The organism is Clostridium boliviensis (assembly GCF_033342255.1).
GTDB classification, from domain to species: Bacteria; Bacillota; Clostridia; order Lachnospirales; family Lachnospiraceae; genus Lacrimispora; species Lacrimispora boliviensis.
In genome coordinates, this window is the sequence record NZ_JAWONS010000278.1 from 54,947 (window position 1) to 79,377 (window position 24,431).

Sequence of the window (24,431 nt, forward strand, 5' to 3'; positions counted from 1 at the left end):
TTCTCCTTATGTTAAAATCAGGGCCAGCCCTTCTGTCATTTCTTCTTCGGAAACGGTTTTATCCACACATGCTTTACCGATCTCTTCCAACAAAATAAAGCGTATGGTTCCTGAATCCATTTTTTTATCACTCTTAGTAGTTTTTACAATGTCAGCCGGCGTTAAACCAGCTACAGTTACCGGCATACGATACTGCTTCATCACTTCCAAAAGTACAGGAAGCTGGTCACTGTGAATCAGTCCCCGTTTCACGGAGATCGCCATGGCAGCAATACAGCCCAGTCCCACGCAATGACCATGAACAAGACGGAAGTCAGAAAGCTTCTCAATGGCATGCCCCAGGGTATGTCCCAGATTTAAAAGTGCCCGCTCCCCCTGTTCGGTAGGATCTTTTTCTACCACATCCCGCTTAATCCGGTTGCTGACTGTAACCATCTCACTTAATACATCTAGTTTGCGGCTCTGTATCTCACTTGCATGATCCATCAGCCACTGATAGTAGGAAGCATCCCTAATCAGACCGTGCTTTATCACTTCCCCCATACCGGAAGAGAACTGCTCCTCTGGTAATGTCTTTAAGGAAGCGACATTGGTATAAACTAACTTCGGCATGTGAAACGCACCAACCATGTTTTTATATGCGTCAAAATCAACTCCTGTTTTTCCGCCAATGCTTGAATCCACCTGTGAGAGGAGTGTGGTAGGTACCTGTATAAAGGAAATCCCTCTCAGATAAGTGGCCGCTGCAAATCCGCACAGATCCCCCACAACACCGCCGCCTAATGCCAGCAGATAATCGTGTCTGTCAAACTGTTTGACAATGAGGGTTTCATATAACTCCCGAACTGTATTCAGATTTTTATGTTCTTCTCCTGCAGGGAAAATAAAATGTTCAGTCTTTTGAAAACAGCCGGAAACAATCTGCTCAACTTCATTAAGATAAAGAGGAGCCACGTTTGTATCTGAAACGATACAGACTTTATGCTCCCCTAAATTCATTTTCACCAGTTCATCCCTTAAACCTTCAAACGAAGTTTCCATCACTATATCATAAATAAAGGTACCTTCCATATGTACCGGCATTCTGCTTCCCATGCTGTTCTTCCTCCCTAGCACCGTATCATAATCCTCTATTATGGAATACCCTTTGGGTACCCCTTTATGGAAGAAAGCAAACAATTTCCCTGTCCAAAACAAATGGTATGGAAAAATGCCTGCTTGTCCCATTAAGAGAAACCTTATTATTATGGATTAAAGGCGCAGATTCATTCCGCCCATATCCAGACTTCCGCTGTTTAATAAATCCTGAAAATCTCCGGATAACTCAACTGATTCCGGCGTAGCAATAAAAATATAATTAGATATCTTCTGCAGATTCCCATTCATCGAATAAGTAGCACCTGATGTAAAATCTATAATTCTCTGAGCTACCTCAGTATGGATTCCTTCCATGTTAAGTACAACTGCTTTACCGGCAAGCATATGATCACAAATTTCCTTAGCATCCTCTATAGAGGTAGGTTTCACCATGGAAACCTCCATAGAACGAGACTGCTTCATGGGAACTACCTTGGGAGAGCGTGATAAGAAACGGGGCTTTTGTTCATACTCCTCTTCATCATAGTAATCATCTTCTGTTTTTTTTGAAAAGAGGGTTTTCTTCGCATGTTTATCGCTATCATCTTCATAGTCGTCATCTAAATAGTAATCGTCTTCATCATCTGTATCATTCAAGCGCATGCTATCCATCAATTTGCCTAAAATGCTCATACTTCATTCTCTCCAATCTTATATCTTGTACCAAAAATACCGGTACCGACTCTTACCAGAGTAGCCCCTTCTTCTATGGCAATTTCATAGTCTCCGGTCATACCCATTGAGAGCATATTCATACTAACATTATCAATGTTTTTCCTTTGCATGTCAACATAAAATTTACTTAATTTTTTAAAAACAGGACGATTTTGCTCAGAATTTTCTACAAAAGGCGCAATAGTCATGAGTCCTTTTATACTAATATGGGGAAAAACAGAAATATCACGGATTGCCTGTTCTGTTTCCTCTAACCGAAAACCAAATTTGGTTTCCTCATCTGCAACATTTACTTCCAATAAGATGTCCACACAAATCTCTTTTTTCGCTGCTTCTTCCTCGATCTGTTCTGCCAGTCTGAAAGAATCTACACTGTGGATCAGCACGGCCTTATCAATCACCTGTTTTACCTTATTGCGCTGTAAATGACCGATCATGTGCCAGTGGATATCATCAGGAAGCAGTTCATATTTGTCACAAAGCTCCTGTACTTTATTTTCTCCAAAATCACGAATTCCGGATTCATAGGCATCAATGATCATATCTGCAGGTTTTGTCTTGCTGACAGCAATCAGAGTAACCTCTTTGGGGTCACGACCGCTCCTTCTGCAGGCTTCTTCTATCCGTCTTTGTACTATTAAAAGATTTTCTTTCACCAAATCAATCACCTCTTATTGATAAATTAGTTCTCCCTCATTGACTAAATCTGCATTGAGAACGATATGGTCATAAACTGCAAGTCCATACGTCATATTCTTTTTTACCGTATAATATTCATCGTTGGAAGCCAATACATCAATCTGTTTAAAGACCGCATATCCTTTGTTGATGTTATAAACGCCCTGCAACGAATCACTGGGACCAATCTGATAGCGTTCCGTCGAATTGGGTTTTACAATATAATCTCCAGCTTTAAATCCATCAGCCTGATCCATCTCTATGTAATAATTATTCCCCTCCGAATAATAGATCTCTGTGGGAACAAATACCACTGAGGTACCTGATTCAGAATATACCTCTTTGTTAAATCCAGCATCAGAGCTGTCTCCGCCCTGAGTCATATAGTCCATAGGGACCAGAAAAAAGTCCTTCTTGGTTACGGCTGTCGCAGGGATTTTAAGCCCATCCACACGGTCCGAAACGATTTCAAAATCCACGTACCGGTCTGTAACAAACTGTACCATATATTTGTCTAAGTCTATCTCTCCAAAACTTTTCCCATCTGTACCGGTAATAACAGAAAAACTTCCTGTGGCCTTTAAGTCACGGCCGGAAAATACTACTGTCAGATCTTTTTTATCTCCATAAGCCTTTATGTCATCATCCGACATTGGAAAAAGAATTGACCACTGGTCAGAATTAATTGTCTTATAAACAGGAGATCCCTTTTCAATCAGCTTTCCTGACTGAGTCTTACTTTTTGCATAGCTGCTGCGGTCAAAAACGGCTTCTGAAACAGCCGGCGGCTGCAGGCCTTCATAAGAATCAACACCATAAGATATTATCCCTGCCTGATCAGCTTTTACCTGTTCAAAACTAATCCCTGCCTCATCCATCTTATTTTCAAGATTATCCAGGGCATTAAAATTCATATATTCCATTACTTCAGCTTCCAGAGTGTATTTTGTATCATATACGGAGTGAAACTGGTTATTGTCATAAGTAAGGCTGAATGCGGTCAGCTGTTTTTTTAATTCAGTCAGATTCTCCGAAGTCAATGTTACGCTGTCCTGGGAATGCTCCGTCAGAAATGAAGTGATGCTTCCGGTTTCATCAATGGAATAAACCCTTGTTCCTGCAGCTGCACGTTTCCCTTCCCGAACGTAATAATTCACATATCCGGAACGGTCTGCATTCTTCACTTCTTCCTGTCTCAGTATAATTCCAGTATAATCATTACTGTTAACAATTCCGCCTTCCTGTACTTCGTAAAACTGTACCTTGTCTCTTCGTGCATAGGTAACTACACTAAAGACCATATATACGAAAATCAGAGCAAAAATAATCATACCGACATTGATATTCAGAGGCCGCCGATAACGGATGATCTTTTTGCTTTTTTTGGGATGAGCAGCCTTCTTTGACGGCTGCATTGCCTTTTGTTTAGCCAACCTGACGCCTCCTTTCCTTTTAGCTATTATAAAAGGAAACATAAAAAAATTCAAGCAAAACATGGAAGCGGCATATCAGTTCCCATGTGCTTACGAAATAATAAAGGGGACTGGCACGCAGTCCCCAATTCCTATCTATGATTATAATGAAACAACCACATTAGCCCTGGTGTTCCCCGGTATATTCTCTGCATCAACAGAAACGCTGAGAACAAAGGTAATATGATACTTTTCACCAATCTTTTCCAAAGTTGCTATGGTCTCTGATATGTCTTCCCCCTCCAGGCAGGCCAGCTTTAAAAAGCTGTCAAAAAACATCATCTCCAAATCATGGTCCTGAGATATGATACCACAGATAAAACCAATAAATCCTTCGCTTGATGTAATTGGATACTCATTCACATTAATGAGGCGGATCTTGTTGCTTAACTCGTACATATGCTTCGAACTTTTGTCCAAATATACAATTGAGCCCTTTGAGTCTTTTACAGCGGAATTAGCTCTGTCTAACAGATGCTTTGTTTTCCCCTTACCCTTTTTTCCTGCTATTATCTGCACCATAGCACTCTCCTCCTTGTGTTATATGATTTGTATAAAAAGTCTATTCGAATTAATATAATTATAGTACAAATTCATAAGAAAGGCAATCACTATTCCACAATTTTGTTCAGGATATTTGACATATTATCATAAAGACCGGCATGATCCGTAGCTTTTAAAACGACTGAAATATACTCTTTATTTGAAGGATCAGAACTTCCCATAATCAGACAGCTTCCTGCAGAAAGTGTAGTTCCGGTTTTTCCACCCAGAACAGTAAGACCGTCAGGAGTACTGCGTTCCCCTGTCATATACCAGTTGGTTCCCTTCCAGACAGCGTTCACTGTTTTCCCATTGCTTCCCTGATAGGATGTTCTATACTCAGCCGTACCAATAATTTTACGGAACTCAGGATATTTCAGAGCCTCATTGAAAATGAGATAAAGGTCATAAGCTGTCGTATAGTGATCTTCATCACTTAGACCATGCGGGTTAACAAAATGTGTCCCTGTTGCTCCAAGCTCCTTCGCCTCATCATTCATCATCTGGGCAAACTGGTCAATACTTCCTGCCATATTCACAGCAATGGCAGCACCTGCATCATTCCCGGAAGGAATCAAGAGACCATACAGCAACTGTTCCATCGTCAGCTCATCTCCCGGCTTTATACCGCACAAGCTGGCTCCTGATTCTTTAATCACAGCTTCCTTGGGCACTGTCACCTCATCCGGCAAACTCCCATTCTTAATGACTAAAAGTGCAGTCATAATCTTGGTTATACTGGCTGGATATAATTTTTCAAAAGGATTTTTTGCAAATAATACAGTATTATCAGATAAATCAAAGACAGCGGCAGCTTCTGCTGTCACTGCGTCATCCGAATCAGCAGTATCCTCTGATACCACACAGAGATCATGAGCAAAGGGTTCCGATTTACCAGCCACAGAAGCAGACTGGTAAAGGGCGGTCCTTTCAGAAAATTCATAAGGATTGTCAAGTTTATGAAGACCGGCGCAGCCCGTGAGGAAAAGTGCGCTTAAGATGATGCAGCCTGATGTCACAAAAACTTTTCGTTTCACTTATCTCTACCTCTGTTATTTATACATCTCTCGCCATTCCAGATCGCCGCGCTCCAGAGATTTAATTAATAATTCTGCTGTGGCGAGATTGGTAGCAAGAGGTATGTTGTGCATATCACAGGTTCTCATGATATTTACAATGTCCGGTTCATGGGACTTCTGTGTCAGAGGATCCCTTAAAAAAATCACAAGATCAATCTCATTGTGTTCAATCTGAGAACCTAACTGCTGCTCTCCGCCCAGATGACCTGCCAAATATTTATGAACATTTAAATTTGTAACTTCTTCAATCAAACGTCCTGTAGTTCCTGTAGCATATAACATATGCTTACTTAAAATACCTCTGTACGCAATGCAGAAATTCTGCATCAGTTTTTTCTTTGAATCATGGGCAACTAATCCTATATTCATAACGATATACCTCCTTTTAATTACCGATTTTGCGTTGCAGTCCAACGTTCAGCACCAGACCCATTCCCATAAAAATACTAATCAGGGAGCTCACTCCCGAACTGACGAATGGCAGCGGCAGACCTGTATTGGGAAAGATCTGTGTCGCAACCGCGATGTTGGAAAAAGCCTGGAAGCCGATCAGGGCTGCCATACCGGTACAAATCAGTTTGCCGGACATGTCTTTTGCTTTGGATGCAGTATAAAGACATTCAAATACAACCAGTCCAATAAGAGCAATGACAATCACACTGCCTCGAAATCCCATTTCTTCGCCTATAATCGCGAAGATAAAATCCGTTTCACCGGCGGATAAAAAGTTTCCGTCTTTCACAGACGCAATGGTTGTATTAAAAAGTCCCTTTCCCTGAAGCTGTCCGGAACTGATTGCCATAATTGAATTCTTTTGCTGGTATAAGTTTTCCGCATACTGTTCCGCATGAGGATAAATCCACGCAAGGATACGTCGTGCCTGATAATCGTGTATAAACGGAATTAAGCCTTTCGTCAGCAGAAATATAAACAAAAAGCCTGCCGGCACAGCAATTGCCAAAACACCGCCGATCCATCGGTAACTGATTCCGGCTGAATACACCATACATAGTATGATGACAATAACAACCAGACTGGTAGATAAATTGGGTTCTGCAAAAATAAGACCTATGGGTATTACTGCCAAAAGCGCAGCCAGTCCCACCATGACAGGCGTATTCATCTTTTCCTGGTATTTGTTCCAATACCAGGAAAAGAATACAATTAAACCTATTTTTACAAATTCAGAAGGCTGGATTCTCCCGATGCCGGGAATGTGAATCCACCTGGTTGCACCTCCTGCCGTATGCCCCATTACAAGAACGGCTCCCAGCAGCAGAATGCAAAGACCATAAACCAGAAGATAAAGTTTAACTAATTTACGGTAATCAATGATGGATAGCCCGATCGCCAGTGCAAAACCCACCATTACTCCGATAATCTGTTTTGTTACGATACCAGAATCCTGGTTGGAGGCGCTTGCCACCACTAAAATCCCAATCACAGCCAGTGACAGCATGTACAAAACTAATCGGTAATTATAATATTTAAAATTGTAGTCAAAAAACATAGTCAGTATATCCCCTTATCAGGTACATCGCGAATAGGGATGTTTGCATAAAGCACCGGTGTAAACCGTTCACAATCCGGTTGCTTTAATTTTTTCATCTGTATCTCTATTCTGTCGGAATCAATATCCATGTAACGTGAAACGACACGGATCATATCGTCTTTTATCATCTGCATGATCTCAGGAGAACAGTCAGCCTTGTCCGCAACCAGCAAAAGTTTCAGACGATTTCTTGCAATTTCTCCTGAATTCTTCTTACGGAATACAGGAAACAGGCTCATGTCAGACCCCCCTATGCTCTTCTTAAGAGATGCGAGAGTCGAAAGAACAGACCTTCCCGTATTGCCGGATTCTGAATCGGAATGTTCTCACCGATAATCCTTCTGCATACGTCCATATAAGCCTGTCCGGCTGGAGTCCCCATGCCTACGAGAGGCTCCCCCTGGTTGGTGGAAATGACGATATCCTCGTCATCTGGAACAGCACCGATAATATCAATGGCCAGAATGTCCATGACATCATCAAGAGACATCATATCTCCCCGTTTCACCATATCGGCCCGGATCCTGTTAACAATCAGTTCTATGCTGCCCATATCAGCAGCTTCCAAAAGACCAATAATCCGGTCTGCATCCCGGATTGCGGACACCTCCGGAGTTGTTACAACAATGGCTCTGTCAGCTCCTGCAATTGCATTCTGAAAGCCCTGTTCAATCCCGGCCGGACAATCTAGCAGAATATAATCAAAATCTTCTCTTAAATCGTCGACCAGCTTCACCATCTGACCTGGGGTTACTGCAGTCTTATCCCGTGTCTGTGCAGATGGCAGTAAAAATAAATTTGGGTATCTTTTGTCTTTAATCAGGGCCTGCTTCATACGGCAGTTCCCTTCTACCACGTCTACAAGATTGTAGACAATGCGGTTTTCCAGACCCATTACAACATCCAGGTTCCGAAGTCCGATATCTGTATCGATCAGGACTACTTTCTTACCCAGAATTGCCAGTCCGGTACCAACATTGGCAGAAGTTGTCGTCTTGCCTACCCCGCCTTTTCCAGAAGTGATTACGATGATCTCGCTCATACCATATCCTCCTGTTTTTATACCTCATTCTATTTTACCTTAATTTTCGGAATATTTCCACACTTTTTTTCATTGGTTTTATAAGGACTTTATTATTTTCCAGATATGCCTTCATCGGTCCGCGTCCAAGGCGCCGGCCTCTGCCGTCAAGTCCGCTGCTGCAGTCAGCAATCCTAAGCTGGGTGGGTGCCATCTCAAGAGCCGTAATCAGTGCGCCCTTATTTCCCGCTACTCCTGCACAAACGGTACCGGAAATTTTCCCAAGGACCACCACATTTCCCTTTGCCATGACTTTTGCACCCTTTAGGACATCCCCGATGACCACAATGCTTGCTTCTGATTCTAAAGTCTCTCCATTTTGTAAATTGCCTTTAAAAAACTGCCCTGTCTGACAGGAAAGTTCCATCAGTTTTTCGTTCAGTGCTTTTTCGCATCGTCTGATGCGGTTTGCATCTGTATCAACCAGACAGATGATTTCCACATTGGAATTCTCTGTAATCTGGTTAATGACAGCAAATTCTTCTTCAGCTGTAACTTCTCTGCCCTCTATGGTCAGAGTCATTTGTGCAGATCCCCAGAATTTGGCATGATCTCCGAATTTTTTCCCTATGTCAGACAGAAGCTGAGGGAAGGGGATATCCGGATCCAGGATAACAGTCATACCAGCTTTGTTGCTTTTTATTACTACGGTATCATGCATCATATCACCTCTTATCCTCGTTAGTCGCGAATGTTGACCTTTGCTGCATCCAGGGCGCCTGCGTTTACAATGGATTCTAAGTCTATATAACCATAATAATACTTATAGACGTTCTTCGCAATGTTAGCGGCATTCGATGATGAATAGCCATACGGAATATTCACTGTTACACAGATTTCCGGATTGTCATATGGCGCATAAGAAATGAAAAATGCATGATTCGGTTTGTTGCGGGCCTCCTGGGCAGTTCCAGTCTTACCGGCAATCTCCACTTCAAGGTCAGCAAACAATCTCTTAGTTGAACCGTTAGCAATCACTTCTCTCATTCCCTGTTGTACAGTATCCCACGTTGAGTCCGCCGCGTCAATATGAGAAGAAATCTCAGGGGTATAATCTTCAATCAGATTACCTTCAGAATCTGTTGTTTTGTCAAGTAAACTCAGTTCGAAAACAGTTCCCCTGTTTGCTATTGCCGCCACATACCTGGACAGCTGTACATTGGTATAGGCATGGCTTCCCTGCCCCATGGCAGAACGTTCCGGTGCCTCTTTTGAAATCTGCGGATCGAGTTCTCCAATCTCCACGCCGGATTTGTGATCCAGTCCGAATTTTGATGCATATCTGCGCAAAACTTCCAGTCCTGCATCAGGAGAATAGACTCCGCTTCCATCAGTGGAAAGACGGTGGCCTAAGTCTGCAAAGAAATAGTTGCAGGAGTTTTCAATTCCTCCCACGATGTTAAGCGGTCCATGCTGTCCCGAATAGATCCAGCATTTGATTGGAGGCTCTACATCTGTATAAATTCCTGTACAGTCAATGGTTTCATCAGCAGTGATTGCATGCTCCTCTAAAGCAGCCACTGCTGTAATCGGCTTAAATGTGGATCCCGGCGCTTTTCTCGTCTGAGTGGCATTGTTATACAAGGGCAGGGATAAATCCGCCTGAAGCTGGCTGAAATAGGAGCCGTCACCAATCCGGTTGTTATCGTATCCCGGATAAGAAACCAGTGCAAGTACCTCACCTGTTTTATCATTGGTCACTACCACTCCGGCATTGCAGGGAGACAGAGCCAGCTGTGCTGGAGTAATCTCAAGAGCAGACAATTTTTTCAACAGAAAACTATAAGCGTCTCCGGTTGCTTTTAATTCAGCCATATCCTGCGGGTTTTCTTTCAGCACCCCCTGGTCGTATAAAGCCAGGCAGAGTTCCTGCCCGGTAATGGTATCGCTATTAATTAAGTACCGGTAGATCTTCTTGGTAAAGTTTCTGTCTTCCTTAAGTCGGTCTAACACATAGTCCACCAGTGCTTTAAAGGTATCGTCAGCACTGGAGTATTTGGTGTCTGTTTCCAGTTTTGTTGAATCAATCCAACCATTGGCAATTCCATAATAAAGGAATTCCCTCAGACTGATTTCATCTGTTTTCCATGCCTTATATGCGTCACTGCCTTTATCCATTGCCTCTTCTTTAATAATTCCTACTGTTGGTTCGGAAAGATAGCTGTAAATGTAAAACAGATAGGCCTTCGTATCATCCGGAAGATCCTTCATCACCGTTGCATGAGGACTCATCAGTTCATTCTTAAGCCCGTCAAATATCTGTCTTTGGGATGCTTCATACTTCCGGTAAATATTTTTCTCGGTATCAGATGCATCCTCTGACTCAATTTCCTTCAGAGACAGGACATTGTTATTAATCAGCTGAAAATAAGCATCTTTTACCGGAATCTTCATATTCGATCCGTCTGTGGTACTGCCGGTCTGATAATCTCCGTTTACTATGGTCTTAATCAGGACACCGGCCAGAGATTGTTCAATCAGATGATAAATCCCCTTTTGAAGATCAGCATTCAGTGTTAAATATACATCATTGCCGGCAGAGGCATCGGTTTCATCTTTGGTTTCCCGGATTCTGCCCACGCTGTCTTTATAAATCGTCTTCTTCCCTTTTGTACCCTGCAGCTCATTCTCCATTGTATACTCAATACCTGTCCGTCCTACAATATCATTGATATCATAATCACTTTTACGGCTCTGCAGATCTTCCAGCTGTTCCTCCGGAACTTTGCTGGTATATCCGATTACAGGGGCGAATGGAATGCTGTCATTATACGCACGGATGGTAGACTCCTCCACCGTTACTCCCTGCATATCCCCGACATGCTCCAGAATATCGGCCACTGTCTCGTCAGATACTTCTGTCGCCACTGCAGTCGACTCATATTTCCGGTACAGCATCAGACGAAGTGCATATTTGATATTAATAATGTCCAGTGCTTCCTGATCCGTGACAGATAAATCATTTAATCCGTTATTCTCCCGGACGCGTTCGAACAGTTCTCTGGCACTTAAGTTTGAAGGATAACGACCCTTTTCATCGTCTAAATCTTCAACTCTCTTTAATCCGTAGTAATCACGGAGGAACCGCTTTCTTGCAGATTCAGAGGAAGAAGTATAAACCATATCTCCATTGGAATCAAGAGCCACCTCAAATTTCCCCTGAACGGTTTCTCCATGTCTTTGAAGAATCTTTACCAGCCTTAAGTACATACGGTTTTTATCGTCGGATTTCTTATAGGCACCAGTATCCTGCAGCATGACGGAATATGCCAGTTTATTGTATGCCAGCACTTTTCCGTTCCTGTCATAGATATTCCCTCTGGTACCGGCAGTCGTAATGGTCTGCTCTGTAAGCTGCAGGTAATCACTCAGAGCTTTTTCCCCATTAATAATCTGCATATTGAACAGCTTGTGAACCAGTCCGGTGTACATGATAAAGCAGATAATTCCTAATATAAAAAGGCGGGATGACGCCGTTTTCCTGATTAATTCTCTTATGATCTCCAATAAATCCCTAAACAATAGTCGAATCACCTCTTTTTTCTATCTCCTCCAGGCGGCGGTTCATAATCAGGAATAACCGGTAAAGAAGAAGTGTGGTCACAACTGTAAAAATTATCTCCGGAAGCACCAGATTGATAAAGTAGAATCCAATTCTCAACTTCTGACGGATTAAAAAACGGAATACATAGATATATAAGTTATACGCCAGCTCGTTTAATACGCTTAAAATTAACGGCAGCGTAATATAGTCTTCATAATAGTACCTGGTGCATATTCCATTCATATAACCCATAAAAATAAAAATCAGGGTATAAAAGCCAAAGGGACCGCTGTAAAACAGATCCATAAGAAGGCCGGATAACAGTCCGTAGTACATCCCGGCTTCCTTCCCATATATGAACCCAAAAGAAAACGTCAGAATCAACAGCAGATTGGGCGCAGCCGAAAGAAACGGAAGCAGGGGAAATATGCAGTTTTGTATGGTAAATGCCAGTATAATCAGCAGTACGTTAAATATAATCCGTCTCATGTTACTCCTTTTCACTGCTCAGAAGTGCTTTCACTTTCTGAAGCCGGGGCAGATTCCCCTTCCTTCATCATATCGGCCTTCAACTGGGTAATCACAAGTACTTCCTGAAGGCTGTCAAATTCTGCTGCCGGAATTAAATATCCGGATTTCGTAACATTATTCGTATCATTGGTGATATCTGACGCATATCCTACCAGAATACCGGGTAAAAACACAGAACTGATATTGGATGTAACAATCTTATCTCCGTCTTTTAAATCGCTGTCCTTTAGTATATTGGTAATCCTTAACCTGCCGTCTTTAAACAAGGTTAAGTCACCTGCAACGATACAACTGTCGCCGGACTGCATAGCCATGCCGCTGACCCGGCTGGAATCATCAATAATCGAACGAACGGTGGCATAATTGGCACCTACATCTGTGACTATTCCCACAAGTCCTCCGCCAGCCACCACATTCATATCGGTTGCAATACCGTCTTTGGAGCCTTTGTCAATACGAAACACCTTAAACCAGTTGCTTGAATCATTGGCGATTACTCTGGCTCCCACTTTCGTATACTGACCGTATTCCTGATCCAGGCTGTACAGTTCTCTTAATCGTTTTAATTCAAATTCTTCTGACTGCAGTCTGGTATTTTCCTCCGTCAGCTGGGTAATGAGATCCTTCATATCCTTATTCTCAACCATTGCATCCTTTAACTTGGCATAATCCGTAATCTCATCATATATAGCAGACCCCACCGAATTGACTCCCGTCTGTACCGGAATCAGAAAATAACCCACTCCGGTCCGCAGAGGTGTAAGCCACTCATCGTGAATTGAAGTCAGTCCTATGAGCAGGACACAAAAAACTGTTAATGCAATCAGAATATATTTACTGCGCTTTGGTTCCATCTATATGATTCCCCGTTCTTTTAAACTGATATAGGAATTATCTCCTATAATAATATGATCCAGCAGTCTGATCCCAATTAATTCCCCTGCTTCCTTCACCCTGCGGGTGATTGAAAGATCCTCCCTGCTGGGAGCCGGATCTCCGCTGGGGTGGTTGTGAACCAGAACCAGGCTGACTGCATGATGCCTGACTGCTTCAATGAAAATCTCCCTGGGAGAAACTACGGAAGCATTCACCGTTCCCTGAGAGATCATAATGTCCTTTATAAGGGCACCCTTTGTGTTTAAGAGCATGACAAAAACCTGCTCCTGTTCTCTGTGACGCATATCCTCCACAAAGTAATTGACGATGTCCTTAGGATTGTGAAAATCAATCCCACTGGGACAGGCCGTCCGTTTCCAGATTCTCCGGGAAAGTTCTCCAATGCATAAAAGCTGTGCACCTTTTACACGGCCGATTCCTTTGACCTGCATCAGTTCCTGCATGGAAAGATGCAAAAGCCCTAAAATACCCTCTCTCGGATAGTTTAAGGCCAGAATTTTTTGTGCCAGTGCCAGAGAATTATCCTCTCTGGAGCCTGTACGGATGATAATGGACAGAAGTTCCGCATCACTTAAACCTTCTGTTCCTTCTCTCAAGCACTTTTCACAGGGCCTTTCATCCTTTGGGATGTCTTTCATCGTTATACGTTCCATATGCCTCCTACTGTTACTCTCCAGGTACGTATTAGACATATACGAAAAAATCAAATCAATCGATACGTGATAAGGGCTGCAGCCATTCCTATGATGCCAGCCATGGTGATTTTAATATGAATGCCGAAGGTGATAACAAGAATCCCCAAATTGACAATCACCGGAGTATCAAAGCCAAATGACTGACCAGTATTTAGCCATGACAGCCATGAGATTGTCTTGGTCAAATCTCCGACAAAGCCACCAATAACAACACCGCAAAGCATAAGAAGAAGCAATACCCAGTAATTTTTACCTCTCATTTGTTACGATACTCCTTTTTGATTCCTGGCTGGATTGTCCATACCTATCAAAATATTTTAGCATAATTTTACAGTTGTGTATACCTTTTTTTACAATACAACCAATCCTGCTTCCAGGAGTTTCTGGAGTGACATTAAAATTCCAAGCTTCGCATGGTACCAGGTAAGACCTCCCTGAAAATAAACCGCATATGGAGGCTTAATCGGAGCATCTGCGCTTAATTCGATGGAAGATCCCTGTACAAACGCACCGGCAGCCATGATAACAGGAGCGTCGTAGCCGGGCATATCCCATGGCTCAGGAGCAACAAAGCTGTCCACTGGTGCCGCAGCCTGTATTCCCTGACAGAAGGCAATCACGCCCTCTGGATTTCCGAAGGTTACAGCCTGTATGATATCATGACGGGACTGGGTTGCGTCAGGAACAACCGGAAAGCCCAGCTTTTCATAAATATTTGCTGCAAATACAGCTCCCTTTAATGCACCTGCCACAACAGTGGGGGAAAGAAAAAGTCCCTGATAGAAAGACTGGTTGAGTCCCAGGCTTGCTCCCACTTCTTTTCCCAGTCCGGGGGCACTAAGGCGGTACGAAGCACGGTCAATGCATTCTGCTTTCCCCGCAATATATCCGCCGATTGGAGCAAGACCACCCCCCGGATTTTTGATCAGAGATCCCACAATCATATCGGCACCAACATCAGAAGGCTCGATCCGTTCCACAAACTCACCGTAGCAGTTATCTACCATGCAGATGACCTCAGGTTTGATCTTCTTAATAAATGCAATCAGTTCACCAATCTGTGCAACAGAAAATGTAGGGCGGGTATCATAACCTTTTGAGCGCTGTATAGTAACCAGGCGGGTTTTTTCACTTACCGCTTTTGCAATAGAATCATAATCAAAGGTTCCGTCAGCCAGAAGATCAACCTGACGGTAAACGACTCCGTATTCTTTCAGTGATCCGGTGCTCTCCCTGATTCCGATTACTTCCTCAAGCGTGTCATAGGGTTTGCCGGCTGGGGACAGAAGTTCATCCCCAGGACGCAGGTTCCCGGATAATGCAACGGAAAGTGCATGGGTACCGCTGATTAAATTGGGCCTTACAAGTGCGCTTTCTGTATGGAAAACACTGGCATAGACTGCTTCCAGTGTATCGCGGCCCAGATCATTGTAACCGTAACCTGTAGTCCCTGCAAAATGAATGTCACTGACCCGGTTATCCTGCATGGCTTTAATGACTTTCATTTGATTATATTCAGCGTTCTTGTCAATTTCTTCAAATCTGGATTTTAAATCTGCCTCGATCTGCTCTCCAAAATCAAGCACCTTCCGGCTGATTCCCAGTTCCTCATACATACGTTCTATTTCCATGATCCTTATTTCTCCAATCCAGTGATCTCTTTTGTATCCTGTACTATTTTATCTAAAACCCGGTCCAGATCATAATCAAAATCAGGAAGATATAAATCCCGGACCTCCCGTTCCCGTTTGAACCAGGTAATCTGTCTTTTTGCAAAATGTCTGGTATCCCGCTTCAGGATATAAACAGCTTCCTCAAGTGTACAGTCTCCCTGCAGATAATCCAGTATCTCTTTATATCCCAGTCCCTGCATGGATACCATATTTCTGGTGCAGCCCATTTCCTTTAACCGTTTTACTTCGTGAACCAGCCCCTGTTCCATCATCAGATCCGCACGCTGGTCAATTCTCTGATACAGGACAGACCTGTCCATATTGATTGTATAGTAAAGGAAATCGTAGGGGGAAGATTTTTCCCTTTCCCGCCGGTTGTGTTCTGAAATCATCTCCCCGGTCTGTCTGAAATATTCGATTGCCCGGATCACCCGTTTCTGATTGTTGGGATGAATCTCTCTGGCCGAAACCGGATCAATCCCGCAAAGGATCTCATGAAGATATTCTCCGCCTTTTTCCCTTCGAAGCAATTCCAGTTCTTCCCGAATAGAAGAATCTTCCCCTGTTTCCGTAAAATCAATGTCATAGAGAAGTGCCTGGATGTAGAATCCGGTTCCTCCTGTCACAATAGGAATATTACCGTGAGAATAAATTGTATTCACTGCATCCTTTGCCATTTTCTGAAATACAGCAACATTAAATTCTTCATCTGGATTTAAGACGTCTATTAAGTAATGGGGAACCCCTTTTTTCTCCTCTTGTGTGATCTTGGCAGATCCAATATCCATATGCCGGTATACCTGCATGGAATCAGCACTGATAATTTCTCCTCCGATTGTCCGGGCAAGACGGACCGACAGATCTGTTTTGCCCGCAGCTGTAGGACCTGTAATAATAATCAATGGTTTCATCAGACAATCCTCTTAAATTTCTTTTCTAGTTCATACCGGCTCATGGAAATGATGGTTGGCCTTCCGTGGGGGCATGCATAGGGGTTTTCCAGTTTCAGAAGCTGGTCGATCAGTTCGTTGGCTTCTGCTGCCGACAACGCATTTCCGCCCTTCACTGCCGCTTTACAGGACATAGACGCCACTTTTTCGTAAATAATCCCGGGATTGCTAAACGATGAATCCTCGGATAAACTGTCAATCATTTCAATCAGCAGTTCCTTTTTGGCAATGGAGAACAAATTAGCCGGAACTCCCCTTACGGCAAACTCTCTGCCGCCAAATGGCTCAATTTCAAAGCCCATATCTGTAAAAACAGACAGATGCCGTTTTAACAAAATCTCTTCATTCCGGTTTAAGGTAAGAATGACAGGCGGATTAAGCATCTGGGATGTATATTCCCTGGTTTTAAGTGTTGCCATGGTTTTCTCATATAAAACCTTTTCATGAGCAGCATGCTGGTCAATAATATAGAGCTGGTCAGAAAATTCCACCAGCCAGTAGGTTTCAAACAACTGACCGATTAGTTTATGCCTGATCCTTGACTGGGGCTCCAACAGCCTGCCATCAAACAAATCCAGCTGTTCAGGCTTTTGTGCCGGTACCGCTTCCTGTGCCGCTTCCTGTTTTACCGGTTCCGGCTGTTTCGCTGCAGTCGTATCGTTGGAAACAGGGGCAGAAGGTGCCAGCCAGTTCTCTTTCAGTTCATCCGGCTCTTTGACAATATCAGGCATAGGGGGAATCAGCCGTTTGGGGAAGGCAGTTCCTTCCACTGGTTTTTTTTCACTGGTAACAGCCGTTTGATTCATCGCCATCAGCCGGTGGCTTTCAAAGGGTTCCGGTGATGGCTGAAGCTTTTTACCAGGCATCGGCTCTTTTTTGTCTTCCCCGCCTTTCATCAGACTGACCTCGGGAATCAGCTCCTTATGGGCAAGAGCATTAGCTACTGCCTGATAAACCATATGATAAACCAGTTCTCCGTCACGGAAGCGGAGTTCCATCTTGGTCGGGTGAACATTCACATCCAAAAGCTCAGGTTCGATGTTGAAATGAAGCATTGTAAACGGATATTTATGCTGCATCATAAACGGCCGGTATGCTTCTTCAATGGCTCGTGAAATGATACTGCTTTTAATAAATCTGCCGTTGATGAAATAGTTCTCGTAATTCCGGTTGCCGCGGGCTATCACTGGCTTTCCGATAAACCCATGTACCGTAACTTCCGCTTTTTTTGCCGTAACCTCCAGGAGGTTAGAGGCAATCTCCCTGCCAAACACCGTGTAAATAATATCTTTCAGGTTATGATTGCCTGCTGTATGAAGCTTATTTTGATTATTCTGTATAAAACGAATGGATACTTCCGGATGGGACAATGCCAGCTTTTCCACCAGATCAGCCACATGTGCTCCTTCTGTAACCGGCGTCTTCAAAAACTTTTTCCTTGCCGGAGTATTAAAAAACAAGTTCCGCGCAATAAAGGTTGTTCCTTCTGGTGCACCGATTTCCTCAATGGACCGCTCGATACCGCCCTCAATCTGATATCTGGTTCCCGTTAACCCCACACTGGTCTTTGTTATAATCTCCACCTGTGAGACCGATGCAATACTGGCAAGAGCCTCACCGCGAAACCCTAAGGATGATACGGTAAACAGATCTTCTACTGATTTGATCTTGCTGGTGGAGTGGCGCAGGAAAGCAAGGGGAACTTCTTCCTTTGGAATCCCGCATCCATTATCCGTAACCCGGATAAATGATGTTCCGCCTTCTTTAATTTCCACCGTAACAGCTGTAGCTTTTGCATCAATTGCATTTTCCAAAAGCTCCTTTACCACAGAAGCAGGACGTTCCACAACCTCTCCTGCTGCTATCTTGTTAATCGTATTTTGATCCAGTACGGTTATATTTGCCATGGCACCTGCTCCTTCTTCCTATTGCCAGCGGTTTTTCAGTTTGGTCTGCAGTCGGTATAACATATTAAGCGCATCAATGGGAGTCATATCGCCAAGCTCAAGATCCCCTAACTCCCGGATAATATCGTCATCCTTTACAGTATCAAAAAGAGACATCTGCTGCAAGTCAACTTCATCGGGCTTTGGAACGGCCTTATGCTGGGTTATACTACCGTTTGCTTCTGCTATTTCTTTCGCTTTAGCCGTAATATCAGCATCGCTTAACTCTGATAGCAGTTCCTTCGCTCTGGATATGACTGTATCCGGGACGCCTGCAAGCTTTGCGACCTGAATTCCATAGCTTTTATCTGCTCCGCCTTTAATAATTTTCCTTAAAAATACAATGTCATCTCCCTGTTCTTTTACAGCGATGCAATAATTATTGACTCCGTTCATGGTCCCTTCCAGCTCGGTAAGTTCATGATAATGGGTGGCAAATAAAGTTTTTGCTCCCAGGAGCTTTAAATTACTGATATGTTCCACAACTGCCCAGGCAATACTCAGTCCGTCAAAGGTACTGGTTCCTCTTCCGATTTCATCTAAAACGATCAGACTGTTTTTCGTTGCATTGCGGAGAATATTGGCAACCTCTGTCATCTCCACCATAAAGGTACTCTGACCGGAAGCCAGATCATCAGAAGCGCCCACACGTGTGAAAATCCGGTCGCAGATCCCTATGTTCGCTTCGTCAGCAGGAACAAAACAGCCGATCTGTGCCATCAGAACAATCAGCGCAGTCTGTCTCATATAAGTTGATTTTCCAGCCATATTGGGACCGGTTATGATGGAAAGCCGGTTCTTTCCGCTGTCTAAATAAACATCATTGGCTACAAACAGATCATCCCGAAGCATCTTTTCCACGACCGGATGACGTCCGTTTTTAATATCAATAACCCCTTTTTCATTCATCTGTGGTTTAACATAGTTATTTCTCGTTGCTACCGCAGAAAGAGAAACCAGTACATCTATTCCTGCAATGGCTCTTGCTGTTTTCTGAATTCTCAGCACCTTGGAAGCCACCATGTCCCTGACTTCACAAAACAGGTCGTATTCAAGGGAATAAAGCTTGTCCTCGGCTCCCAGAATAATGTCTTCCAGTTCCTTTAACTCGCTGGTGGTATAACGTTCCGCATTGGCCAGTGTCTGCTTACGGATGAAATAATCCGGTACAAGATCTTTAAAGGAATTGGTTACCTCAAAATAATAACCAAACACTTTATTAAACTTGACTTTCAGATTCTTGATTCCGGTCTTTTCTTTTTCCTTTGCCTCTAATTCTGCCAGCCAGGTCTTGCCTTCCGTTTTCGCACTGCGAAGCTTATCCGCCTCTTCATGAAAGCCTTCCCTGATAATTCCACCTTCCCGGATGGTTACGGGCGGGTCTTCAATAATTGCCTGTTCAATGTAATCCTTGATATCCTCAAGGGGATCCAGATCGTTATGCAGATCAGCTAAAAGCTCAGTGGTAAATTCCTTTAGCAGGTTTTTAATAAACGGAAGCATCTCCAGAGAATTTTTAAAGGAAATCAAATCCCTTGGATTGGCAGTCTTATAGCTGATTCTCGCAATCAGACGTTCCAGATCATAGATGGGATTTAAATACTCACAGATCTCTTCTCTGGATATGTAATTCATATTCAGTTCTTCAATAGCATTCTGACGCTTTATAATTTCCGATCTATGAATAAGAGGCTGTTCCACATAGGTGCGCAGCATTCTGGCACCCATGGCCGTCTTGGTTCGGTCCAGGACCCAGAGAAGACTTCCTCTTTTCTGCTTCTCCCTTAATGTTTCAAGAAGCTCTAAGTTTCTTCTTGTGGACGTATCGATGATCATGTACTGCCCGGTGGAGTAAGGAGTAATGGTGGTGATATGGGAAAGGCTGCTTTTCTGGGTTTCATACATATACTGCATAACTGCGCCTGCCGCAATCACACCCATATCATAATCATCCAGCCCAAGCCCGGAAAGAGCACCTACCTGATAATGTTCTCTTAAAATTCTTCTGCAGACTTCGTCGGAAAAATAATGATGGTCCAGAGATGAAACAACTGTATGATACCGATTTTTTATTTCTTCTATATCCACACCTGACACATAGAAAGCTTCGTTGCATATGATTTCAGAAGGCGAAAATTTATTGATCTCATCGGTCAGTTCCCGGTCTGACTCCACCTCAGTCACCAGAAAGTCGCCTGTACTGATATCCGCAACTGCGATACCATAAGCTTCTCCGATGTAAACAACACCCATCAGATAATTATTTCTTGTTTCGTCAAGAGCCTGTGCGCTGGTTATGGTACCTGGTGTTACTACACGGATCACTTCCCGTTTTACAAGCCCCTTCGCCTGCCTTGGATCTTCCATCTGCTCGGCGATTGCAACTTTATAGCCTTTTTGCACCAGACGGTTTAAATAGTTTTCTACAGCATGATGAGGAACGCCGCACATCGGTGCCCGTTCCTCTAATCCGCATTCTTTGCCTGTTAAAGTTATTTCCAGTTCTCTGGATACCGTAATCGCATCTTCAAAAAACATTTCATAAAAGTCACCCAGCCTATAAAATAAAAGACAGTCCGGGTATTCTTTTTTTGTTTCTAAATAATGAGCCATCATTGGCGATAATCCAGCCATTCTCTTTTGTATCCTCTTTTCTTTTGTTTATGCTCTTAAGGTTCCCATATAATAAAATCCTTTGGATTCATCCAGGTACACATCCACGATTTTTCCGATCAGAGATTTATCGCCCTTAAAATGCACCGTCGTGTTGTTACTTAACCGTCCGGTCAAATAGCCCTCTCCATGATCGTTCACTTCCTCTGCCAGAACCTTTTGAACAGTATGCACTTCCCTGCCGCAAACCTCAGCTGAAATCTGCTGGACTAAAGAAAGCAGCCGGTCGAAACGATTCTTTATGACTTCATCCGATACCTGATCTTCCATTTTCGCAGCCGGCGTTCCTGTACGCTTGGAGTAAATAAAAGTAAACGCGCTGTCAAAGCGTACCTTTCTTACAACGTCAAGAGTTTCTTCAAAGTCTTCCTCTGTCTCTCCAGGAAAACCTACAATTATATCTGTGGTCAGAGAAATATCCGGCATGGCAGCACGTATTTTTTCAACCAGCTCTAAATATTTCTCTTTTGTATATTTACGGTTCATCAGCTTTAAGATCCGGCTGCTTCCTGACTGAAGCGGAAGATGAAGATGGCGGCATACTTTTTTGGAGTTTTTCATAGCCTCAATCAGTTCATCGGATAAATCCTTGGGATGAGATGTCATAAAACGGATACGTTCCAATCCCTCAACCTCATCTGCCTGGGTAAGAAGATCTGCAAAGCTGATCGGTTCTTCCAGGGTTTTTCCATAGGAATTTACATTCTGTCCCAACAGCATCACCTCAACCACGCCGTCATCTGCAAGTTCTTTGATCTCACCGATAATATCCTTAGGACTTCGGCTGCGTTCCCTTCCTCTTACATAGGGGACAATGCAATAGCTGCAGAAATTGTCACATCCGAACATGATATTCACACCGGACTTAAACGAATATTTCCGGTCAGCCGGAAGGTCTTCCACCACCTGGTCAGTCCCCTTCCAGATATCAACCACCATCTTTTTAACTTCCAGACGCTGATATAAAAGCTCTGCCAGCTTATAAATATTATGAGTACCAAAAATCACATCTACAAACCGGTAGCTCTTTTTTATCTTCTCCACAACATCTTCTTCCTGCATCATACAGCCGCAAAGAGCGATGATCATATCAGGATTTTTCTTTTTCAAACTGTTTAAAACTCCAAGTCTTCCATAAACCTTCTGATTGGCATTCTCTCTCACTGTACAGGTATTATAAAGTACAAAATCTGCTTCTTCCGTATCTGTCTGTACAAATCCCACAGCTTCTAAAATTCCCTGGAGCTTTTCGGAATCTCTGGAATTCATCTGACAGCCGAATGTCTGAGTGCAAAAGGTCATAGGGCGTCCGAGAGCTTCACTCCGGTGTTTTACGTACCTGCTTACTTTTGCCATAAAATAATATTGTCTCTCAGGTTCACTTACCGGAACATCCCCTGTTATATCAATCTGATCTATATCAATCTGCATCTGAAAAATCCCTTTCACTCAATCTGTTTTTTTATTCCCTTTATCAAAAGCATTTTACATGAAACACCATAAAATGTCAACTTTGCAGTGTGCGGACTGTAACGATCCTGGCTCCTGCATTCTGTGTGAAGAACTCATCATGCTCCACGAACAGCATGGAGGGCTGGAACTTCCGAATCAGGTTTTCAATCTGGATTCTGGAGTAGATATCGATAAAGTTTAAAGGTTCATCCCAAATATACAGATGAGCCTGCTCACACAAACTGCGCGCAATGAGAATTTTTTTCTTTTGTCCCTCACTGTATGTTTCCAGAGGTTTTTGAAACTGCGCCCTGGAAAAATCCAGTTTCCTTAACAGTGCTTTAAACAAGGAATCATCCACGCCGCACTGCATCCCGTATTCTGTCAGACTCCCCTTTAAAAAAGATGTATCCTGGGAAACGTAGGAGATCTTAAGCCCGCTTGCCAGCTCGATGGTCCCATGGTAAGCAATGGGACTATCCGGGTCTTTATCCCCTAATATCAATTTAAGAATGGTTGTTTTTCCGCTTCCGTTCTGTCCCTGCAGGGATACCCGCTGTCCCTGCTCCAGAATTAAACTGACCGGACCGCACACCGGACTACCGTAATACGGCACAACATCCTTTAATGCAAGAAGTCTGTCGGAATGATGCTTTAATGGATACAGCTTTAAATCTTCTGCTTCTTCTATATTTTTTAACAGTCCTCTTTTATCTTCAATTGCCTGATTCTGTCTGCGCTCTAAATTTTTTCTGCGCATCTGCATACGTCTTGACTTCTCCCCCACATAAGCCCGGGTATCAATGGACGTTTCGTATATCATGGATTTTTTGCCGATCTTCGTTGCTTCTACTTTATCGGCCCATTCCCCGGATTGTCTGGCTGCAGCTTCCAAATGACGGATATCCTTTTTTAATCGTTGATTTTCCGATTGTTCATACTGATCCTTTTTTTGCCGGTTTTCATACCAGGCAGAAAAATTCCCTTTTTGAACTTCAATATCAGCACGGTTAATGGACAATATGTGATCTACCGAATCATCTAAAAATTTACGGTCATGAGATACCAGTATAAAGCCCTTTTTGCTGTTTAAATACTGACTGACCAATTTTCTTCCTTCTCTGTCCAGATGATTGGTTGGCTCATCAATGAGAAGGAAACTGCCCTCACGCAAAAATAAAGCAGCCAGTAAAACCTTTGTCCGCTCCCCGTTAGACAGAGTATTGTAAGGCCGGTAAAGCGCCTCCTCGGAAACCTGCAGTTTCGTCAGTTCTCTTTTTAATTCCCAATATGGGCAGTCGCCAAGAATCGAATTGATAATATCAAGGGTCTGCGCTTCCTGATCTTCCACTTCATAGGGAAAGTAATCAAAGGTTACGCTGGATATAATACTTCCCGTATATTCCATCAGGTTTCTGAGAAGATTTAAAAATGTAGTCTTTCCCCGTCCATTTCTTCCTGTAAAACCAAGCTTCCAGTCTGTATCCAGCTGAAACGTAACGTGTTCAAATACCGGATCACTGCTGCCTTCGTAAGTGAACGAAAGATCTGTAACCTGAATTAATGACATAGTCATACCTCCATATCCTGCAAAAATAAATTTCTGCATATAAAACGGCTGCAAGAATCATAATTCTCACAGCCGCGCTCTTTGCAAATGGAGTTTGCCTTCCGGACACAAAAAAAGGGCTTGAGAATGAAGTAATATTCTTGCAAAAACAGGCACAATAAAAAAAGGTAAAAATATCCTCATTTCATTATGCAGTTACTTTACAAGAATTATTTCTTCATCCTTTCACCCCTTTCTTTTCATATGGCGGTATTTTATCATACAATGAGACAATTGTCAAACA

22 protein-coding genes are annotated in these 24,431 nt (G+C 43.1%); all 22 read right to left on the minus strand.

The genetic code is table 11. From position 1 onward, the window contains the following. Positions 1–6 precede the first annotated feature (6 nt). Positions 7–1,095: a 3-dehydroquinate synthase gene (aroB, locus tag RZO55_RS18405; RefSeq protein WP_318065723.1), complete on the minus strand. Its 1,089-nt coding sequence runs from the start codon at positions 1,093–1,095 to the stop codon at positions 7–9. A gap of 156 nt (positions 1,096–1,251) precedes the next feature. Continuing rightward, a complete protein-coding gene (locus tag RZO55_RS18410; RefSeq protein WP_097004170.1) occupies positions 1,252–1,770 on the minus strand; it encodes a cell division protein SepF in 519 nt (172 codons plus the stop codon). Beyond that, positions 1,767–2,471: a YggS family pyridoxal phosphate-dependent enzyme gene (locus tag RZO55_RS18415; RefSeq protein ID WP_318065724.1), complete on the minus strand. Its 705-nt coding sequence runs from the start codon at positions 2,469–2,471 to the stop codon at positions 1,767–1,769. Before RZO55_RS18415 ends, RZO55_RS18410 begins: the two co-directional genes overlap by 4 nt. Positions 2,472–2,483: 12 nt before the next feature. Then, entirely contained in the window at positions 2,484–3,923 is a 1,440-nt protein-coding gene (locus RZO55_RS18420) for a biotin/lipoyl attachment domain-containing protein (protein ID WP_336624332.1), read from the minus strand. A gap of 141 nt (positions 3,924–4,064) precedes the next feature. Continuing rightward, positions 4,065–4,484, minus strand: a complete 420-nt coding sequence (locus RZO55_RS18425; protein ID WP_104437445.1) for a twitching motility protein PilT — start codon at positions 4,482–4,484, stop codon at positions 4,065–4,067. 89 nt (positions 4,485–4,573) lie between these two features. After that, complete coding sequence (locus tag RZO55_RS18430; protein ID WP_318065725.1) at positions 4,574–5,542, minus strand: D-alanyl-D-alanine carboxypeptidase family protein; 969 nt, start codon at positions 5,540–5,542, stop codon at positions 4,574–4,576. 15 nt (positions 5,543–5,557) lie between these two features. Then, a complete protein-coding gene (mgsA, locus tag RZO55_RS18435) occupies positions 5,558–5,953 on the minus strand; it encodes a methylglyoxal synthase (protein WP_097004165.1) in 396 nt (131 codons plus the stop codon). Positions 5,954–5,969: 16 nt separating this feature from the next. After that, on the minus strand, positions 5,970–7,094 hold the full coding sequence (locus RZO55_RS18440) for an FtsW/RodA/SpoVE family cell cycle protein (RefSeq protein WP_318065726.1): 1,125 nt from the start codon (positions 7,092–7,094) through the stop codon (positions 5,970–5,972). A gap of 2 nt (positions 7,095–7,096) precedes the next feature. Further along, entirely contained in the window at positions 7,097–7,375 is a 279-nt protein-coding gene (minE, locus tag RZO55_RS18445) for a cell division topological specificity factor MinE (protein WP_117415488.1), read from the minus strand. Positions 7,376–7,386: 11 nt separating this feature from the next. After that, complete coding sequence (gene minD, locus RZO55_RS18450) at positions 7,387–8,178, minus strand: septum site-determining protein MinD (RefSeq protein WP_318065727.1); 792 nt, start codon at positions 8,176–8,178, stop codon at positions 7,387–7,389. Between the two features lie 34 nt (positions 8,179–8,212). Further along, on the minus strand, positions 8,213–8,881 hold the full coding sequence (locus tag RZO55_RS18455) for a septum site-determining protein MinC (RefSeq protein WP_336624333.1): 669 nt from the start codon (positions 8,879–8,881) through the stop codon (positions 8,213–8,215). A 17-nt stretch (positions 8,882–8,898) separates the two neighbouring features. Beyond that, entirely contained in the window at positions 8,899–11,751 is a 2,853-nt protein-coding gene (locus RZO55_RS18460) for a penicillin-binding transpeptidase domain-containing protein (RefSeq protein ID WP_336624334.1), read from the minus strand. Beyond that, a complete protein-coding gene (mreD, locus tag RZO55_RS18465; RefSeq protein WP_318065728.1) occupies positions 11,732–12,250 on the minus strand; it encodes a rod shape-determining protein MreD in 519 nt (172 codons plus the stop codon). Before mreD ends, RZO55_RS18460 begins: the two co-directional genes overlap by 20 nt. Positions 12,251–12,261: 11 nt before the next feature. Next, a complete protein-coding gene (gene mreC / locus RZO55_RS18470; protein WP_318065729.1) occupies positions 12,262–13,146 on the minus strand; it encodes a rod shape-determining protein MreC in 885 nt (294 codons plus the stop codon). Continuing rightward, the gene (radC, locus tag RZO55_RS18475) at positions 13,147–13,842 is read right to left on the minus strand and encodes a RadC family protein (protein WP_318065730.1); all 696 of its coding nucleotides are present in this window, start codon (positions 13,840–13,842) and stop codon (positions 13,147–13,149) included. Positions 13,843–13,892: 50 nt separating this feature from the next. After that, positions 13,893–14,144: a DUF4321 domain-containing protein gene (locus RZO55_RS18480; protein ID WP_318065731.1), complete on the minus strand. Its 252-nt coding sequence runs from the start codon at positions 14,142–14,144 to the stop codon at positions 13,893–13,895. Between the two features lie 90 nt (positions 14,145–14,234). Then, positions 14,235–15,515: a methionine gamma-lyase family protein gene (locus tag RZO55_RS18485; protein ID WP_318065732.1), complete on the minus strand. Its 1,281-nt coding sequence runs from the start codon at positions 15,513–15,515 to the stop codon at positions 14,235–14,237. Positions 15,516–15,520: 5 nt separating this feature from the next. Continuing rightward, complete coding sequence (gene miaA, locus RZO55_RS18490; RefSeq protein WP_369293232.1) at positions 15,521–16,468, minus strand: tRNA (adenosine(37)-N6)-dimethylallyltransferase MiaA; 948 nt, start codon at positions 16,466–16,468, stop codon at positions 15,521–15,523. Continuing rightward, positions 16,468–18,414 carry a DNA mismatch repair endonuclease MutL gene (gene mutL, locus RZO55_RS18495; protein ID WP_318065733.1) on the minus strand — a complete coding sequence of 649 codons (1,947 nt, stop codon included), beginning with the start codon at positions 18,412–18,414 and terminating at the stop codon, positions 16,468–16,470. Before mutL ends, miaA begins: the two co-directional genes overlap by 1 nt. A gap of 18 nt (positions 18,415–18,432) precedes the next feature. Next, the gene (mutS, locus tag RZO55_RS18500) at positions 18,433–21,087 is read right to left on the minus strand and encodes a DNA mismatch repair protein MutS (RefSeq protein WP_318065734.1); all 2,655 of its coding nucleotides are present in this window, start codon (positions 21,085–21,087) and stop codon (positions 18,433–18,435) included. 27 nt (positions 21,088–21,114) lie between these two features. After that, positions 21,115–22,557 (minus strand): tRNA (N6-isopentenyl adenosine(37)-C2)-methylthiotransferase MiaB, encoded by a 1,443-nt coding sequence (gene miaB, locus RZO55_RS18505; protein WP_318065735.1) that lies wholly within the window; start codon positions 22,555–22,557, stop codon positions 21,115–21,117. Between the two features lie 76 nt (positions 22,558–22,633). Continuing rightward, positions 22,634–24,148 (minus strand): ribosomal protection-like ABC-F family protein, encoded by a 1,515-nt coding sequence (gene abc-f / locus RZO55_RS18510; RefSeq protein ID WP_318065736.1) that lies wholly within the window; start codon positions 24,146–24,148, stop codon positions 22,634–22,636. Positions 24,149–24,431: the final 283 nt, after the last annotated feature.

Coding starts and splice junctions, on each gene's coding strand:
- aroB (WP_318065723.1), bottom strand. CDS start 1,095: ATGGGAAGCAGAATGCCGGTACATATGGAAGGTACCTTTATTTATGAT.
- RZO55_RS18410 (WP_097004170.1), bottom strand. CDS start 1,770: ATGAGCATTTTAGGCAAATTGATGGATAGCATGCGCTTGAATGATACA.
- RZO55_RS18425 (WP_104437445.1), bottom strand. CDS start 4,484: ATGGTGCAGATAATAGCAGGAAAAAAGGGTAAGGGGAAAACAAAGCAT.
- mgsA (WP_097004165.1), bottom strand. CDS start 5,953: ATGAATATAGGATTAGTTGCCCATGATTCAAAGAAAAAACTGATGCAG.
- RZO55_RS18440 (WP_318065726.1), bottom strand. CDS start 7,094: ATGTTTTTTGACTACAATTTTAAATATTATAATTACCGATTAGTTTTG.
- minE (WP_117415488.1), bottom strand. CDS start 7,375: ATGAGCCTGTTTCCTGTATTCCGTAAGAAGAATTCAGGAGAAATTGCA.
- minD (WP_318065727.1), bottom strand. CDS start 8,178: ATGAGCGAGATCATCGTAATCACTTCTGGAAAAGGCGGGGTAGGCAAG.
- RZO55_RS18455 (WP_336624333.1), bottom strand. CDS start 8,881: ATGATGCATGATACCGTAGTAATAAAAAGCAACAAAGCTGGTATGACT.
- mreD (WP_318065728.1), bottom strand. CDS start 12,250: ATGAGACGGATTATATTTAACGTACTGCTGATTATACTGGCATTTACC.
- mreC (WP_318065729.1), bottom strand. CDS start 13,146: ATGGAACCAAAGCGCAGTAAATATATTCTGATTGCATTAACAGTTTTT.
- radC (WP_318065730.1), bottom strand. CDS start 13,842: ATGGAACGTATAACGATGAAAGACATCCCAAAGGATGAAAGGCCCTGT.
- RZO55_RS18480 (WP_318065731.1), bottom strand. CDS start 14,144: ATGAGAGGTAAAAATTACTGGGTATTGCTTCTTCTTATGCTTTGCGGT.
- RZO55_RS18485 (WP_318065732.1), bottom strand. CDS start 15,515: ATGGAAATAGAACGTATGTATGAGGAACTGGGAATCAGCCGGAAGGTG.
- miaA (WP_369293232.1), bottom strand. CDS start 16,468: ATGAAACCATTGATTATTATTACAGGTCCTACAGCTGCGGGCAAAACA.
- mutL (WP_318065733.1), bottom strand. CDS start 18,414: ATGGCAAATATAACCGTACTGGATCAAAATACGATTAACAAGATAGCA.
- mutS (WP_318065734.1), bottom strand. CDS start 21,087: ATGGCTGGATTATCGCCAATGATGGCTCATTATTTAGAAACAAAAAAA.
- miaB (WP_318065735.1), bottom strand. CDS start 22,557: ATGCAGATTGATATAGATCAGATTGATATAACAGGGGATGTTCCGGTA.
- abc-f (WP_318065736.1), bottom strand. CDS start 24,148: ATGTCATTAATTCAGGTTACAGATCTTTCGTTCACTTACGAAGGCAGC.